The 16,161-nt window shown below is 70.0% G+C and carries 18 protein-coding genes; 3 read left to right on the forward strand and 15 right to left on the reverse strand.

What is annotated here, in order from left to right; genetic code table 11:
* Positions 1–29: 29 nt before the first annotated feature.
* The gene (locus B073_RS0123135; protein ID WP_018540461.1) at positions 30–464 is read left to right on the forward strand and encodes a hypothetical protein; all 435 of its coding nucleotides are present in this window, start codon (positions 30–32) and stop codon (positions 462–464) included.
* Positions 465–524: 60 nt separating this feature from the next.
* Here the strand turns inward: B073_RS0123135 and B073_RS0123140 are convergent, their stop codons facing one another.
* The 7 genes from B073_RS0123140 to B073_RS48825 all read right to left on the reverse strand — a co-directional run bounded on the left by B073_RS0123140 (position 525) and on the right by B073_RS48825 (position 6,539).
* On the reverse strand, positions 525–1,274 hold the full coding sequence (locus B073_RS0123140; protein ID WP_018540462.1) for an anti-sigma factor: 750 nt from the start codon (positions 1,272–1,274) through the stop codon (positions 525–527).
* The gene (locus B073_RS0123145; protein ID WP_037812445.1) at positions 1,267–1,881 is read right to left on the reverse strand and encodes an RNA polymerase sigma factor; all 615 of its coding nucleotides are present in this window, start codon (positions 1,879–1,881) and stop codon (positions 1,267–1,269) included. The genes B073_RS0123140 and B073_RS0123145 overlap by 8 nt, the downstream gene beginning before the upstream one ends.
* A 140-nt stretch (positions 1,882–2,021) precedes the next feature.
* The gene (locus B073_RS0123150; protein WP_018540464.1) at positions 2,022–2,834 is read right to left on the reverse strand and encodes a serine/threonine-protein kinase; all 813 of its coding nucleotides are present in this window, start codon (positions 2,832–2,834) and stop codon (positions 2,022–2,024) included.
* Positions 2,831–4,744: an ABC transporter ATP-binding protein gene (locus B073_RS0123155; protein WP_037812447.1), complete on the reverse strand. Its 1,914-nt coding sequence runs from the start codon at positions 4,742–4,744 to the stop codon at positions 2,831–2,833. The genes B073_RS0123150 and B073_RS0123155 overlap by 4 nt, the downstream gene beginning before the upstream one ends.
* 390 nt (positions 4,745–5,134) lie before the next feature.
* The gene (locus tag B073_RS0123165) at positions 5,135–5,431 is read right to left on the reverse strand and encodes a putative quinol monooxygenase (RefSeq protein ID WP_018540466.1); all 297 of its coding nucleotides are present in this window, start codon (positions 5,429–5,431) and stop codon (positions 5,135–5,137) included.
* A gap of 41 nt (positions 5,432–5,472) precedes the next feature.
* Positions 5,473–6,216, reverse strand: coding sequence for an aldo/keto reductase (locus B073_RS40785; protein ID WP_267881428.1), 744 nt, complete (start codon positions 6,214–6,216; stop codon positions 5,473–5,475).
* Positions 6,213–6,539, reverse strand: coding sequence for an aldo/keto reductase (locus tag B073_RS48825; protein ID WP_267881429.1), 327 nt, complete (start codon positions 6,537–6,539; stop codon positions 6,213–6,215). Before B073_RS48825 ends, B073_RS40785 begins: the two co-directional genes overlap by 4 nt.
* A 237-nt stretch (positions 6,540–6,776) precedes the next feature.
* On the opposite strand from B073_RS48825, the gene B073_RS0123175 reads away from it, so the two are divergent.
* Positions 6,777–7,655, forward strand: a complete 879-nt coding sequence (locus B073_RS0123175; protein ID WP_026247644.1) for a helix-turn-helix transcriptional regulator — start codon at positions 6,777–6,779, stop codon at positions 7,653–7,655.
* 534 nt (positions 7,656–8,189) lie between these two features.
* Here B073_RS0123175 and B073_RS0123180 read toward each other — a convergent pair.
* Complete coding sequence (locus tag B073_RS0123180; protein ID WP_018540468.1) at positions 8,190–8,597, reverse strand: hypothetical protein; 408 nt, start codon at positions 8,595–8,597, stop codon at positions 8,190–8,192.
* 333 nt (positions 8,598–8,930) lie between these two features.
* Entirely contained in the window at positions 8,931–9,539 is a 609-nt protein-coding gene (locus tag B073_RS40790; protein WP_234025141.1) for a TetR/AcrR family transcriptional regulator, read from the reverse strand.
* 71 nt (positions 9,540–9,610) lie between these two features.
* Here B073_RS40790 and B073_RS0123190 point away from each other — a divergent pair, with 71 nt between their 5' ends.
* Positions 9,611–9,910: an alpha/beta fold hydrolase gene (locus B073_RS0123190; RefSeq protein ID WP_018540469.1), complete on the forward strand. Its 300-nt coding sequence runs from the start codon at positions 9,611–9,613 to the stop codon at positions 9,908–9,910.
* Between the two features lie 109 nt (positions 9,911–10,019).
* Here B073_RS0123190 and B073_RS0123195 read toward each other — a convergent pair whose 3' ends face one another.
* From B073_RS0123195 to B073_RS0123220, 6 genes are all read right to left on the reverse strand, one after another.
* Positions 10,020–10,499 (reverse strand): GNAT family N-acetyltransferase, encoded by a 480-nt coding sequence (locus B073_RS0123195; protein WP_018540470.1) that lies wholly within the window; start codon positions 10,497–10,499, stop codon positions 10,020–10,022.
* Positions 10,500–10,537: 38 nt separating this feature from the next.
* A complete protein-coding gene (locus tag B073_RS0123200) occupies positions 10,538–11,443 on the reverse strand; it encodes an MOSC domain-containing protein (RefSeq protein ID WP_018540471.1) in 906 nt (301 codons plus the stop codon).
* Between the two features lie 63 nt (positions 11,444–11,506).
* Entirely contained in the window at positions 11,507–12,964 is a 1,458-nt protein-coding gene (locus tag B073_RS0123205) for an L-lactate permease (protein WP_158690186.1), read from the reverse strand.
* A gap of 188 nt (positions 12,965–13,152) precedes the next feature.
* Positions 13,153–13,971, reverse strand: a complete 819-nt coding sequence (locus B073_RS0123210; protein WP_018540473.1) for an AraC family transcriptional regulator — start codon at positions 13,969–13,971, stop codon at positions 13,153–13,155.
* A 155-nt stretch (positions 13,972–14,126) separates the two neighbouring features.
* Entirely contained in the window at positions 14,127–15,020 is an 894-nt protein-coding gene (locus B073_RS0123215) for an ABC transporter ATP-binding protein (protein WP_018540474.1), read from the reverse strand.
* A gap of 136 nt (positions 15,021–15,156) precedes the next feature.
* Positions 15,157–16,083, reverse strand: coding sequence for a hypothetical protein (locus tag B073_RS0123220; RefSeq protein WP_158690187.1), 927 nt, complete (start codon positions 16,081–16,083; stop codon positions 15,157–15,159).
* Between the last annotated feature and the right edge of the window lie 78 nt (positions 16,084–16,161).

A 16,161-nucleotide genomic window follows, 5' to 3' on the forward strand; every position in this document is an offset into this window, starting at 1 on the left:
CGAGACTCAGACGAAAGGTCACCACGCACATGACCTCCCACGATCCCGCACTGCCCGCGTCCGGCGACGACCCCGCCTCCGTCGAGCGGCTCGCCGCCGCCCTGCGCCGGGACGCCGCCGATCTGGAGGTCTACGCCCAGGTGCTCACCGTGACGCTGGCGGACGCGCTGCCGCCGGGTTCGGTGGCGGTCGAGCGCAAGCGCACCATGGCCGACCGGCTGGCCGGGCGGGAGGGCAAGGTGGCCCGGCTGGACCTCTCCCTCGGCGAGCAGCGCCTGCTGCTCAACCTCTCCGGCGGTCGGCCGAGCGGCGAGATCTGCAAGGAGGTACGGGGCGTGATCCTCTCCCGGCGCCCGGCGCCCCTGGACGAGTGGGTGCGGGAACTGGCCGAGGCGATCGCCGCCCGCGCGGAGTCCGACGCCCGGGCCCGGGCGGCGCTGGAGCGGCTGCTCCTCGGAGGCTGACCCGCGCGGCGAGATTCCGATCAGGACACACCGTTCAGCGCACTCTTCAGCACACACCGTTCAGCGCACCGTGAAGTGCGCGGTGGCGAGCACGCGGCCGTCGGCCGAGGCGAGACGGACGCCGGAGAACGTGGAGGGGGTCACCGGTGCCGGACCGCCCCAGTAGCCGTCCCCGTCGCGCACGGTGAAGGTGCCGAGGCGGACGGCTGTGCCGTCCGTACGCTCCAGTAGGCAGGTCACCTTGCCGCTGTACGGAATCCCGGCATCGGCAAGATCGACGGACATGAACACCCAGCCCTCCGCCCCGGTGTGGGCGTAGATCTCACCGGCCGGGCGGCCGTGTCCCGCTCCGGCCCCGGTGAGCGGCGCCTGCAGCATCCCCGTGGCCGTCTGAACGGGCCGTGCGGGCCCGGCCACCACCTCTTCGATGGCCGAACCGAGGGCCCAGCCGCCGAACCCGAACCCGAGCGCCAGTACTGCGGCGGCGGAGGCGATCCGTAGCCGTACGCCCCTGCGGATGCCGGCGCGCCGGGACCCGAAACCGCGTGCGGTCTCGCGTCCGTTGCGCGCAGCCCGGGCCTGGGTCAGCCGCCGTGCCACCCGGGCCTCGAAACCGGCCGGCGGCTCGCGACCGGGCAGGAGGCCCAGCAGCCCGTCGCCGACGAGGGCGAGCTGCCCGATGTTCTCCCGGCAGTCGGCACAGCTGTCCAGATGGGCGGTCGCCTCGGCCCGGGCCCGTCCCGAGAGCACGCCCAATGCCAGCTCGGCACCGATCTCGTGCAGCTGTTCGCAGGTCAGGTCCTTATTCATGGCCGCCTCGCTCCGGAGACGTGGGGTGCGGAGGTGCGGAATCGGGTGAGGTGAGTGCGGTCCGTAGCTTTCCCATCGCGGTTCTGATCCGTGTCTTGGCGGTGCCCAGTGGGATGTGCTCCCAGTCGGCGACCTGCTGGGCCGTCATCCCGTAGATCCCGGCCATCACCAGGGCGCGGCCCTGTTCACCCGGCAGTCGCGCGACCGCGGCCCGCAGCGCGGAGGACGCCTCGTCCGCGAGGGCCTGCTGCTCGGGGGTGCTCGTCACCGCGCCCAGGAGTGCGTCGAGGTCCTCGGGGGCCACCGGCTCCGGCCTGCGGGAGCGGACGGCGTCGATGGCGAGGTTGTGCGCGATGGTCGTCAACCAGGCCGTCACCGATCCGCGGCGGGAGTCGTAGACCTGCGCGTGCTGCCAGGCCCGCTCGAACGTCTGCTGCGCGATGTCCTCGGCGAGCTGCTGATCACGGGTGACCGCGAGGGCCACGCCGAAGACCGTGTGCTGGAATCGGCGTACGAACGTGACGGCGAGCTCGGGGTCGCCGGTGGCCAGGCCGGCCAGCAGCGCCTCGTCCGGGATGCGTCCGACCGGGAGCCGCAAACTCTGCATACTCCTACGTACGGTCCGCCCCGGCCAGGGGATTGCCTGGCGGTTACGGAAGACCACACCACCATTCTGGCCGAGTCCTGACTGTTGCCGGCGAATGTGTACCGACGGTGTGCAGCCGGTGACTGGCAGGTCGTTGGGCTTCAGGCGGCCGTCGCGGTGCTCCGGCGGCCGTGAAGCGTCAACTCGTCCAATGCTGCAGCGAGTTGGGGCAGACGCGGTCGATCGGCCGGGTCGGTGGCCAGGCAGCCGTCGATGACTGCGGCGAGGGCGTGCGGCAGGCGCCGGTGGGTGGTGACGGGCAGGACCGGCATGGGGGCGCGCCCGGTGGCCGCCTCGTACAGGGTGCTGCCGATCCCCCAGACATCCGTCGCGGGGCCGAGTATCCCGCCGCGCGCCTGCTCGGGAGCGAGGTAGCCGATGGTGCCGATGCCTGGCGGAGCGGGCCCCGGTGGGCGGGCGATGCTCAGGTCGAGCAGCTTTGCGCGCCGGCAGTCGATCACGATGTTGGAGGGCTTCAGGTCCAGGTGCAGCAGGCCCTTTCCGTGCAGATAGTGCACCGCCGAGCAGAGCTGCAGGCCGAGAAGGGCCAGGTCGTGGGCGGCCAGGCGGTGCCGGCGGCGGTCGATGAGGTGCGCCAGGGTCTCTCCGGTGAGCGTCTCCAACACTGCGAACGGTTGGGGGTGCTCACCCGTCTCGTAGCCTCGGACCAGGTGTGGGTGGGTGAACGACTGGAGCCAGCGGCCCTCGCACAGCAGTTGCGCGCGCAGGCACCGGTCGCCTCGCCGATCCGGGCGCAGTACCTTCACCACGCATCGGCACTCCCGCTCCTGGCTCCAGGCGTCGTAGAGGTCCAGCCAGCCGGTGCGGCACAGGTGCGCGAGAACCTCGTAGCGCGGGGCCACCGTCGCGCCGGCCGCCAGCGGTGCCGGCTCAGGGGCCTGGATCCGGCTCATGGCAGCACCTCGGCCATCGGTGCGTCGCCCGTTCCAGGCCACCGGCGTGTGCCGTGGACCGACCCGTGCGACCCGCGGGTGTCGTCGTCCGCGCCGTGCAGCCGGTAGAGCCGCGCATAGACCGCGCTGCGGCCGAGCAGTTCCTCGTGCGTGCCGTGGTCGGTGACCCGGCCGTGTTCGAGCAGCACGATCCGGGTGGCGTCGCGGACGGTGAGGAGGTTGTGGGAGATCAGGATCGTGGTGCGTCCGCGCATCAGCAGACGCAGTGGTTGCAGGATGTGCCGGCCGGATTCCGCGTCGAGGCCGGTGGTCGGCTCGTCGAGGATGAGGAGCGGCGCGTCGCGGATCATGGCGCGGGCGATGGCGAGGCGCTGCCGCTGCCCGCCGGAGAGCAGCCGGCCGCGCTGGCCCACCACCGTGTCGTAGCCCTGCGGAAGCCGGCTGATGAACTCGTGTGCGTCGGCGGCGACGGCCGCTGCGACGATGGCGTCGTCGCTCGCGTCCGGGCGGCCGTAGGCGATGTTGTCGCGGACCGTGCCGTGCAAGACCAGGGTCTCCTGGAGCAGGATCGCGATGGTGTTCCGGATGTCGTCCAGGCGCAGGTCGCGAAGATCATGCCCGTCCAGGCGGATGGTGCCGTGGTCCGGGTCGTAGAAGCGCAGCAGCAGCTTGGCGACGGTCGACTTGCCGGCGCCGCTCGCTCCCACCAGCGCCAGGGTCTCGCCGGGCGCCACACTGAACGAGACCCCGGAGAGGGCCGGTTGCGTCGTGGTCCCCGGGTATCGGAACGAGACGTCGTCGAAGTCGATCGCACCGCGGGCACGGACGGGCGCCCGCGGCGCCGTGGCCTGGACGACTTGCGGCCGTTGGTCGAGCAGCTCGATGATCCGCTCTGCGGACGCGGACGCCGAGTAGAAGGTGTTGCTGAGGCCGGAGATGCCGCGGATGGGGCCGTAGAGCCGGCTCAGCAGGGTCAGGAAGACCATCAGGCCGCCCAGGGTGAGACGGCCCTGGGCCAGCTCCCAGATGCCCAGGCCCATCACCAGCAGCGCGCCGACCAGTTCGATGACGTCGACGATCGTGGCGTATACAGCACCGATCCGCGCGGACGCCATGGCGGCCCGGAACCTGCCGAGGTTCTCCCGCTCGAATCTGTCCTGCTCCCATCGCTGCCGGTTGTACGCCTGCACCAGGGCGATATTGCCCAGGGCCTCTTCGGTGATCGCGCTGATCGAGCCGGTGCGGCGCCGCCGCTCCCGCGACGCGGCCTTCACCCGCCGGGAAAAGCGCCGGGCGATGTACCAGAACGGCGGAGCGATGACGAGGGCGAGGACCGTCAGGTCCCAGCGAAGATAGAACAGCACACCGAGGAAGACGCCCAGGCGCATGACCTGTGCGAGGGCGTTCACGATCCCGGAGAGCAGAAATGTCTCCACCGCGTCGACGTCCCCGGTCACGCGGGAGAGCAGATCGCCGAGCCGCCGCCGCTCGAAGAATCCGAGGGACAGCCCTTCGACGTGACGGAAGAGAGCCGACCGCAGCGCCAGCAGAAAGCGCTCGCTGACCCAGGTGGAGGTCACGTCGTCGGCGAAGGCGAGCATTCCGGCAAGGAAGGTGAAGCCGACATAGGCAAGCGCAATCGGCAGGAAAAGGTGCAGATTGCGCGGGATCAGCATGTCGTCGATGACGATTTTGAAGAGCCAGACCTCGGCGGCGTCGACGACCGGCCCCAGCACGACGAAGACCAGAATCACCGCCAACCAGCGACGACCGCCGCGCGTATAGGGCCAGAAGCGCCGGAAGATCTCGCGCAGTGGCACCGGCGGGGCGGCCTCGACGATTCCGGCCGCATCATCGGGATCCTCCGCGACGGACAGCAACCGCCGAACGGCCCACCTCAGACGGCTCATTTAGCCTCACCGACCGACCGATGCGGCCGGGCGGAAAGCCCGGCCGCTGAACAGAAACGGCGAAGGTTCAGTAACCCTCTCCACGGTCCCGGCCGTGGCCGTGGCGATCGTCGCGGTCGTGGTCCCGGTCGTGGCGTCGACGACGATCGTGGTCGCGTTCGTCGTGGTCCCTGCGCCGGCCTCGCGTCGTGTGGTCACGACGGTCACGGCCCAGCGCGGGAGCCAGGTTGTCCAAGACTCCCATGCTTGCCCCTTCCTCCTGGTCCCCGGTGAATCCATCCATCAATTGCGTATACGGAAGGAAACGCAAAAGGGATTGCAGGGATGCAGAAGATGGGGGATGCGGGCGCCACCCCGGCCGGCCGGATCGCCAGTCTCTCGGTCGCTGCCTCAGGTGCCGGGCGCGGCCACCAGTTTCCGTACGGTCATCGGTTCCGCGAGGACGAGGTCCAGGACCCGGCGGACGTGGTGGAAATGCGCGGTGGCGAAGTGGGCGTCAAGGGCCTGCGCATCGGTCCACTCCTCGACGATCACCATGCGGGCCGGTTCGTTGGGGTCCGCATAGGGGTGGTAGGCCAGGCAACCCGGCTCGTCCAACGACGGTTCGATCATGGCTTCCAGGGCGGTGCGGAGCCGGTCCTCGTGTCCGGGGGCGGCCAGGCATTCGGCGACGACGGTCAGTGACATGGCAGGCATTCCTCCAGTGGTGCGTGGGGATGGTGGGGATGTCAGGGGCGGGCCGGGCCGGTGCCGGCGCCGGAGGCGGTGATGGCGCCGGAGGTGGTGATGGCGCCGGCCACTTCGTCCATGTCGGCCGAGGTGAGCTGGAGGGTGCCGGCGTTGATCCATCCGTCGACCTGGGCCGGTTGGCGGGCGCCGACGATGGTGCCGGTGAGGCCGGGCCAGGCCAGCGCCCAGGCAATGGCGATCTCGGCGACGGTGGCGCCGTGGCGTGCCGCGATGGGGCGCAGGGCCTCGGCCAGCTGGAGGTTGGCGGCCAGGCCGGTGGTGAAGTCGGGGTGAACGGCGCGCCAGTCGTCGGCGGGCAGATGGGCCACGCGCTCGGCGGAGAAGGTGCCGGTGAGCAGGCCGGACTGGAGTGGTGAGTAGACGATGACGCCGGTGTCGTGGGCGTGGGCCCAGGCTATTTCGGGGGCGGCGGAGCGGTTGACGGCGGAGAACGGCGGTTGGATGACGTCCACGTGCGCGATCTCCTCGGCGGCCGCCAGCTGCTCGCGGGAGTGGTTGGACAGGCCGATCGCACGGACCTTGCCTTCGGCCTTGAGGTCGGCCATGACCTGCCAGTACACCGCCAGCGGCGTGGCGTCGGGAGAGACGGCGCCGGAGCCGTCGCCGACCTGCTCCTGCGATCCCCCGGTGTCCGGCCAGTGCACCTGGTAGAGGTCGAGGTGCTCGACGTTCAGCCGCCGCAGCGAGTCCTCGACCTCACGGCGGACACTGGCGGGCTTCATGGTGCGACGCGGCGGTGCCTGGGGGCGGTGGGGTCCCAGACCATGCCGACCTTGGTGAAGACGTAGGGGCGTTCGGACTGGGGCAGGTCGGCGATGGCCTTGCCGACCAGTGTCTCGGAGTGGCCCAGGCCGTAGACGGCGGCGGTGTCGATCCAGTTGACGCCGGAGGTGAGGGCGTGGCGGATGGCGGCGACGGATTCCTCGTCGTCGGTGGCGCCCCAGCCGAAGCGCCAGCCGGTACCGGAGACGGCCCAGGAGCCGAAGCCGACGGTGCTGATGTCCATGCCGGTGGTGCCCAGCGGGCGAGTGGGGAGGCTGGTCATAACAGGTCTTTCCTGTCCGGGAGTTGGTATGCGTGTTGGATATGCGCGTGGGGTGCGAGTCTTGGGTGTACGTGCGAGGGGTGCCGAGGGCGTCGTCGGTGGTCCGGGTCGGCTTCCGTCGGTGGACACCACTCTGCTCGACCGGTGGAGAGGAAGGGAGCGGCAGGCGGTGCCTGGGCACGGCATGACCAGGCTGAGCGGGCGACACCGAGCACCGACAGGGGCGATACTTCCGGCATGGCATTGGATCGACGTGCAGAACTGGGTGAGTTCCTCCGCTCCCGCCGGGCCCGCCTGCGGCCGGAGGAACTGGGATTGCCGGCATACGGCGGACGCCGCAGGGTTCCCGGACTGCGGCGGGAGGAACTGGCGCAACTGGCCGGAGTGAGCGTCGATCACTACGTACGGCTGGAGCAGGGCCGCACCCTGCACTTCTCGGAAGCGGTACTGGACGCCGTCGCCCGGGCGCTGCGCCTGGATGCCGTGGAGCGCGCGCACCTCTACCGCCTGGCACGGCCGTGGCCGGAGGCGGGCGGCGCGGACGGTGCGGCCGACCAGGAGCAGGGGCGGGTGCAGCGGGTACGGCCGGGTCTGCTCCGGCTGCTGGACTCGACGCCCGACGTCCCGGCGTACATCGTCGGCCGGGACACCGACGTGCTGGCCTGGAACCGCCTCGCCGCTGCGCTGATCACCGATTTCGGCGCCCTGCCGCCCCGCCAGCGCAACCTGGCCCGCCTGGTGTTCCTGGACGAGGGCATGCGCAGCCTGTACGCCGACTGGCGCGGCAAGGCATCCGATGTGGCGGCGTACCTCCGCCTGGACGCCGGCCGCCACCCGGACGACCCGCGGACTGCCGAGCTGCTGGACGAACTCACCGCCGCCAGCCCGGAGTTCCGCGAGGCATGGGCCGAACACCGGCTCAAGGACAAGACCCACGGGCGGTATGTCTACCGTCACCCCGTGGTGGGAGAACTGGACCTGGGATTCGAGACGTTGCGACTGCCCGACGACCCGGACCAGGCACTGATCGCCCACACCGTGGACGAAGGGACACCGTCGGAGACGGCCCTGCGACTGCTGTCGAACTGGGCACCCGAAGCACTGCCGGTGGGCTGAGCCGGTGGACTCCTGTATGCCTGCGGGGGTCGGCCTCCCCGCGCGGGCTTGCGTGTCTGTGGGCGCTCCGGGGCCGCAGGCCCGTTCGGTATCGCGGGCCGCCGCAGTAGGGCCCGGCCCATCGGACAGACCCGCCGAGAACGCATCCCTGGCTCCGCTGGCCCCCGACTCGGGTAATGAATCGCGCCGCGCGGATTGAAGGTGGAATCAGTCGGTAAAGAGTTCCCCCGCGTCCGGTGAGAAATTCCTTGCAAAGGCCGGCTGCGGCGTAAGAGGCCCCGAACGTGCCGAAGACTTCTGCGCATGGCTACGACAATCCTCGACAGAACTGCCCCGACCGGCGGCGCCGTCCGGCGCGCGTCCTGGCGATCTCCGGTGGGTCAGCCCGCGTACGCCTGTCCGGCGCTGCTGGTCATCGCCGTGCGCTCCGGCTCATCAGCCGACCATCGCCGCCAGACAACCGCCCCTGCCCGTTCTGTCACGTCGTCATGGTCGGAACTGGAAACGCCCCCTCGTCGGAGGGGGCGTTCCGCGCTACTTGGCAGCGCGCTTCTTGCGTGCCGGCTTCGCCGCAGGAGCCTCGGACTCACGCGCGATACCTACGAAGGACTTGACCGATTCCTGGAGCTTGACCAGATTCTCGGCGCCAAGGTCGGCCTCGTACCACTTGAGGTCGAGAACCTGACGGATGCCGATCTCCTTGGTGCCGTCTTCGTTCGTCTCCCCGGTCTCGTACTCCTCGTCGACCATCGCAGGCACGGCGAACTTGACCGTGGTGACGCCGTCCGTGACCTCGGGGTTGAGGTCATCCTGGAGAATCGAGCGCCAGTAAGTCGCCTTCTTGACGATCTGATTGCCGACCGGAATAGGAGTAATTACCTCCTGAACGCCCGGCTCGCCCTTCTGGGATTCGTCAACCTGGATGGTTTCCTTCACGGTCATTCTGCCGCCCCTTTCCTGTTTGGTGCGACACGAATTCTAGTGGAAATAGGGGAGTTGAAGCCAATCGGCCTTGGGGTGAACTTCTCTGGTTTCCGTGCCTCGGTGTATGTACCCGAGCTGTCGATGTGCGTGATGTCGACTGTTGAGAAACGTAGATTCGCGTCGAGAACCGAGCTGATCAGTGCCCGCTGCGGTGAGGAGAGTCCCGCTGACCCTGCTGTGTGATGGCGGTGCCGTCAAGGAGATCGGCGGATCGGGAACCCAGGTGGTTCACTGTCCCTTCGCGCCCGTACGGCCACTCTTCGGTCTCCGCCCGGCCGCTGTCAGGTCTCTCTATGAGGCCTCTATCCGTTCGTGGCTGTCGTCAGGCCGTCGACGACCAAGTCGGCGAGCACGCGGGGGAGTTCGTCGCTGAGAGGTTCCTGCGTCAGGAGTGCTCGGCTGTGCAAGGGGGGCGATCAGTGCTTCGAGTGCCAGGCGTGGGTCGGTGCCTGGACGGAGCTCGCCCCGGGCGATGCCGCGTTCGATCATCACCGTGGCCAGCTCGATCCGGGACCGCCAGAATCGTTCGCGCGCCTCGGCCAGTTCGGGATCGTCCACCGCCATCAACGTGACGCGGGCGAGCGCGGAGCCGAGTGGGTCGTTGAGGTAGTGCGCCACCAGGGTGGCGAAGGTCTGCAGATCCTCACGCACGGACCCGGTGTCCGGTACGGGGATGTGCTGGTCGCTGGCGGCGAGTGCGGCGTCGACCAGGAGGTTCTCGCGAGTGCGCCAACGGCGGTAGAGGGAGGTCTCGTTCACCCCGGCCCGTTTGGCGACGTCGGCGAAGCTGAACCGAGCCGTGCCGCCTTCCGTCAGAGCCTCCACCGCGGCGTCCAGCACCGCCTTCCGTACGCGTGCTGCCCGGCCACCTGGTCTGCGCCGGATCTCGCCGTCGCTCACTCGCCTCACCCTCTCCCCATAACCCTAACGTCGAAGAAGCCTTCACCCCCGGACGCTCCTTCGCCTTCGGCATGGAAGGCATCGTCGGCAACGCCCTCGGCCTCGACGAACTCCCCGCGCCTGAGCAGATGTCGGCCCACTTCTCCGGCTTCGACCTGCGGCCCCTGCTCGACCGGGACGCCAACGCCCCCATGCTCGTCATCAACGGGGCGGACGACGTCCATGTGCCGCAGCACGACACCCTGGCCTTCCAGGGCCGCCGCGACACCCGCGTCGAACTCCACCCCGACACCGGCCACTGCGCCGTCACCAGACTGTCCGAAGTGATGCCGATCATCTTCACCTGGCTCAAGGAGACCTTCAAGAGCTGAACGGTCTGCGGCAACGGCCGGTGGGGGAGGAGGGGGGTGGTGTGTTGTGGGTGGCAGGTGGCAGGTGGCAGGTGGCAGGTGGCAGGTGGCAGGGGCGGGCCAGGCTAGGTCATGGTGCAGGTCGGTACTCCATCAGAAGGGATGCGCCGGCATGTGACACGTGGTGGAAGCCGGCCTTCTGCCATGCGCGTATGGCCCGGGTGTTCGTCGCAAGTGGGTCGACCGTTATCCGCTGCCAACCGAGGGTGCCGCACAGATGGGAGATGAGGGCGCGGGTCGCGTCCGGTCCCAGTCCGCGGCCCTGTGCCCCGGTGGTCAGAGCCATGTCGATTCCTCCTTCGTCAGGGCCGCCATGCCAGTACTGTGCATAGCCCACCGGCACGCCGTGCGCGTGGATGAGGAAGGACTCGACCTGCGGTCGGCGTCGCCCCACGTACTTGGCTGCGACTTCGGCACGCGACAGCGGCACCCCGCCCCAGTGCTCGACGAAGTCCGGGTCCGCGAACCAGCTCGCGAGCAGGGTCAAGTCGCCCTCGGATGTGGGGACGAGGTCTGTCAGCTCTCCGCTGATGGTCGGACAGGTGGGCATGCGACTCCTCGTGTGCTGTTGCCGTCAGTCGTTCGACGTTACTCCGACAGTCCGAAGCTGCGGCCTGACGGTCCAGCAGTCACCAGGCCGGTGGTGGTGACAAGCTCGGTCGATAAGCGGACGGTGTCGCCTGGTGTCACGCGGCCGGGGCGGACGACCTGGGCGTAGACGCCGGCACACGGTTCGGGGCGGCGGCCGGGCATGGCGACGATTCGGTGGTGTTCGGCGAGGGTGCGCAGGGCGGCCTTGTCCTGGGGGAGTGGGCCGTGCGCAAGGGTTGGCACGGCACAGCGGGGCGTGGAGGCGACGATGCGGAGGACGAGGTGCTCGCCGATGCTCAGTTCTCCGCCCATCCAGGCATGTTCGGGGAAGCCGAGGCCGTCGGTGGTGATCACGATGTTGGGGCGATAGCGCACCGCCTCGATGCTTTTGCGGGGGCTGAGGGCGGCTACCTGGTTCAGGGTCGAGGTGCTGATCAGGTGTACGGGGGCGAAGTCGAAGAAGGTTCCGGCGGGTGCCAGTGCGCCGAGATCGACGATGTCCGCCTGTACTTCGGCGTCGAGGCCGTCGCGCAGCACCTGCTCGGGTACGGATCGGTCGAGCGTGCCCCTGGACGGAGCGGTGTCGGTCAGGGTGACGGTCCGGCCGAGGTAGGCGGAGAGCGCGTCGTCGATGTCGGGGTCGTCGCTCCGGAGCAAGGTGCCGTCGGGTAAGGCGATACGGGTGCGGTCCCGTTCGAGCATGGCGGTGCACTGCAGCAGGTTCCGCCACAGGCGTGGGCTCTTCGCGCTGGCGATCTTCCCGGAGTCCTGATCGACGATGGCCAGTGACCGGTCTCCTGCCAGGCCGCGTTCGGTCACCTCGGCTGAGGCTACTGCCTGGCCGAGCATCGACTTGACCGGGTAGCGCCACAGGCCGGCCACGGTGCCGAGTTCGTTCTGCATGATGGCGTCTCCTTGGTCTGCTTTGCGTGGTGTAGTGGTGAGAGGCGTGAAGTCACCGGCTTCTCAGGCGGTTTGTGTGAAGAGGGTCACGGCGACGGCCGGCACCGTCAAGGCGCCGTACACGGCGGCCGCCACGCGCAGGCCGAAGCGCAGCAGACCGTGCTCCACTACTCCGGCGGTCTTCGCGCGGTCGCCGGCCACTGCCAGGATCAGCATGATCATGGGCAGCGAGGTGAAGACGGTGTGCCCCGCCGCGCTGTTCTGCAACGCCGCGAACCACGTACCGAGCCCGTCGCCGTGCGGAGCCAGGCTCTGCTGGAGCGGCATCATCAGCGCATTGCCACCGACGTTCGAACCGGTCAGAAAGCCGCTGAGCATGCCGAGCGCGGGTGCGGCCAGTGCGATGACCAGCGGCGGCGCCCCGGCAACCGCCGTGCCCAGTTCGCGGATCATGCCGCTGTCCACCATCAGGCGCCCCAGCGCCACAAACCCGGCCAGCGCGAGCAGTGGTCGGCCGACTCGCGTCAACGCGGCGCGGACGTCCGGGCCGTGCAGCCGTCCGCGGTCAAGCAGCACCGCGGCAGCCAGCAGCGGCAGACACGGCGAGGACAGCAGCGCGAAACCGGTCCGCCCCACGTGTAGTTCAAGAGGAGGAACGCCCACCGTCGCCATGGCCCGGAGGACGACGATTCCGCCCAGGACGAGGCCGTAGGCCCGCACTACGGTGCCTGGCGGCAGCAGTCGGCCGCCGCTTTGCCGACCTTCCGTGTCGGCGCCGGTCCGTCGGACCGCGCACAGCACCAGTCCGACCGTGGTGGTGCACAACCCGGCCAGCACGCCCGCCGGTTGCACCAGACCCGCCTGGTTGAGCGCCAGCAGTCCCCACGCCAGTGCGCCACCCGCACCCGCGGCCACCAGTACCGCCCGCAGTCGGCGCCGCGGGCGCGCCAAGAGCGCCGCCCACACCGCGACCAGCGGGAAGACCAGGCTGCTGGTGATCGCGGTGGCGGAGCCGAGCGTGGTCGTATCCGTATCCGAGAGGGTGGCGGCCACGACGGTGGCAAGGCCGAGGGTGCCCCACGGCATGATGTTCATGCCGAGCATTGCCTGTCGCAGCGCGGTTGCGGCCGGCCCGAGGGCCAGCAACACCGGCACGGTGACCAGCAACGACACCCCGAAACCGGTGAGCGCTTCCACGGTGGGGGCGATGCCGACCACCACGAGTGCGGCCTTCGCAGGACCGGGCAGCGGAAGCTCGCGGACCCACTCCTGCATCGACCGGTGAATGCCGTGGCGGGTCAGCACCTGGCTGAGGTAGACGCCAGGCAGCATCACCGCCGCGGCGTTGAGCACCAGCAGAGCGGCGCCGCCGGCGCCTTCGGCCGCCGCCTTGCCCGACAGCGCAAAGTCCGGCAACCACCAGATCAGCAGCGCCGCCAACACGGCACCCGCCAGTGCCGCCCAGTGCGCGGGCTTACGGAGCCAGGTGATCACCCCCAACACCAGGACAAGTGGGGACACCGCTATCGTCCACATCGCTCCAGCCGCCTTTCGCTTCCTGCTATACGCGCTATACGCGCTATACGCGCCATACGGGCAAGGCACAGCATCGCCGAGCGGCCGACGGCGGTCTTGAACAAAAGTCGCGGGGGGAGGGGGAGATGAGAGACGGGGCATGGGAGCCGGATTCCGTCGGACGGGATCTGGTTCTAGGGACGGATGGCCCCGGGCGTCACTCCGAAATAGCGCTTGCACACCCGTGTCAGGTGTGCCTGATCGGCGAAGCCGGTGGCCGCCGCTACCTCGGCCGGGCGCTGTCCGGACAGCAGGAGACGGCGCGCGCGATTGGCCCGCAGCCGCAGCAGATAGGCATGCGGTGGCAGTCCGTACCTCTGGCGGAACGCCGTGATGAGTGAGGCCCTCGGCATGCCTGCGGCCGTGCTGAGTTCGGCCACGGTGATGGGTTCCGTCCATCGGTCGTGCAGGAGCTGCCTGGCCAGGTCAGGGCCGCTGCGCGCGCTCCCAGGAGCGTCGGAGGCGAACGTCCGGCCGGTGCGGGCATGTCGGCGGAGCACCGCACCCAGCCCTTCCAGGAGGAGCGACTCGGCGGTGAGAGGGTCTTCTGCCTGCTCCTGTACGCGGTGGACGCGACGCAGCCGGGCGAACAGCGCGGCGTCCTGCACGGCTGTCTGTGGAAACCAGACAGTTGCGCTGCCGGTGTGGGCGCGGGCCAGCTCTTCGACCAGGGCCGTGTCGAAATAGAACATGCGGTACCGCCAGCCCTCGCCCCCGGCGGCGTAACCCGTATGCACCTGCCCGGGATTGAGGATCACCAACTGCCCGGCCGGCACGACCACCTTGCCGCCTGGCATGTGCAGCCCCTCCGCGCCCTGTTCGATGACGCCGACCGACAGCTGCTCGTGACTGTGCCGGTCGAAGGCGAAGCGCTCGAAACGGGCGGCCAGCAACTCCACCCGTGGACTGCCGACCGCGGTCCACAGCCGCGCGTGCTCGGTGCCCGTTCCCATCGGTCCATGATCTCAGATGGGCCCGGAGAGCGCGGAGTTGCGTCGTCACGTAGTTGCGTACTGCGGGTGTCATGGTCAGCACTCTGGTGCCTGTGCGGTCGCCGCCGAGGGCGGGTGTGCTGGGCGGGGGCGGGCCGGTGCGCGGCGGTTCGCGGTCATGCGCGCTGTCCGATCATGTCCAGGTAGATGTCCTCCAATGTCAGGCGTGTGACGGTGAGTTCGGGGACTTCGCCGCGGAATTCGGTGGTCAGTTTGCGTACGAGTGCGGTGGGGGTGTGGGTGCGGACGGTGCGTGGTCCGTCGGGGGCGCGCCAGCGGACCTCGGCCGCGCTGGTCCGGCGGCCGCCCAGTCGCGCCGGGGTGTCGACGGCGACCATCCGACCCTTGTTGATCACCGCGACCCGATCGGCGAGGTGTTCGGCCTCGTCCAGGTGGTGCGTGGTCAGCAGGATTGTGGTGCCTTGATCGCGCAGGGTCCGGATCAGGGACCAGAAGCGGCGGCGCACTTCGGGGGCGAAGCCGGTGGTGGGCTCGTCGAGAAAGAGGAGTTGGGGGCGGCCGATGATGCCCAGGGCGATCTCCAGGCGGCGGCGCTTGCCACCGGAGAGCGTGTTCAGCCGATGGTCCGCCTCCTCCATGAGCTCGGCCAGGCCCAGGGCCTCCTCGACAGGCATGGGATCGGCGTAGTAGACGCCGAAGAGGTCGACGACCTGGCGCACGGTCAGGGTGCCGAAGTCGGCGGCTCCCTGGAGGACGATGCCGATGCGGTTGCGCCAGGCAGGAGTGGCGTGCCGGGGATCGACGCCCAGGACGCGGACCTCGCCGCTGTCCGGACGGCGGTGCCCCTCCAGGATCTCCATCGTGGTGGTCTTGCCGGCGCCGTTCGGGCCGAGGAGGGCGACGATCTCCCCGGAGTGGACGTCCAGGTCGATACCGTCCAGGGCGGTGACGGAGGGGTAGTGCTTGGTCAGTCCGCGAACGCGGATCGCGGGGTGTGCCCTGCCTCCTCGGGGGCGGTTGCGGGGACGGGGGCGTGCGGGCGCGGGCATGGGGCTGTCCTTCGGCGGTTCAGCGGGGCTGGGGAGGGGCGGGCATGCCTGGGCGGGAGCAGGGTGTGTCACCGGCGGTTGTGGTTGGGGTTGGGGCTGGGGTGGGGCCGGCGTCTCGACCGCCGTGTGCACGGGTTCATCGACGAGGGCCTCCCTCCCTCGGGGCCGGGACCAGCGCCCGGACCGAGGCCGCCGCCAGGGCCAGCAGCATCCGATGGCGACCGCCAGACACGCCCAGTCGGTTGCCCATCAGTGCTGTGTAGTCGTCGAGGAGTCGAAGTCGCCGCAGATGGACCTCCGAGACTGTGCAGGCCGGTGCCCGGGAGGCTCCGACCGCGCCGGCCAGCCTGGCCAGCAGGGGTTGGGTGGCGGTCATCCAGGCCCCCAGCGCCCAGAAGTCCTCCTCATGCGGCCCCGGCGCGCACGGCCCGCCCTGGTACGGGCCCAGCGTGGCCCCGTCCCACCCCTTCGGCAGCGTCCATATGCCCCGCAGCAGGGCGACGAAGTCCCGCCGCCCGGCCGCGAACTCCGCGGTCAACTCCGCCGAACTCAGCACCTCCTCCAGGCCGTCGGCGGCGACCAGGGCCTCGGACCGGGCGCGCAGCTCGGGCGGGCGGCGCAAGTCGCGGGTGCGGTTGGCGAGCAGGAACGAGAGCACCTCGGTGTCGCGGTCGGCCTCGTCCAGCCCTTGGAGCAGCATCCGCAGGGCCAGTTCGCTGGCGGCCGCCAGGTGCTCCTCCTGCCATCGCACGACCCAGGGCGTCCCGTCGAGCAGCACCGGCGGACGTCGCCGGTCGGGTGGCGGGGTGAGCCGCTCCTGTCCGCAGGCGGTCAGTCGGCGGTCCAGTTCGTACCGTACGGCTTCCTGCGCCCCGGGGTCGGCGAGGTGGAACCAGGCGCGCAGCCGGCCGCCGGACTTGACCGTCTGGAAGACGAAGCGGTACGTGGCGCCGGCCGTCGTCAGACGCTCCACGGCGGGGGCCAGTACGTCCTGCACGGCGGCCCCGAGCCCGGGCTCCGCGATCAGGTCGTGCGCCACCCAGGGAGCTGTCTCCGCCGTCACCTGATACCTCCCGAAATTCGCATGGTTGCCTCTCCTCCTCCGTGGACCGCTGGCCAGCGGCCGCTGCCACGGCGCGTC

Origin of the sequence: Streptomyces sp. MspMP-M5 (genome assembly GCF_000373585.1) — a bacterium.
Taxonomy (GTDB): Bacteria; Actinomycetota; Actinomycetes; order Streptomycetales; family Streptomycetaceae; genus Streptomyces.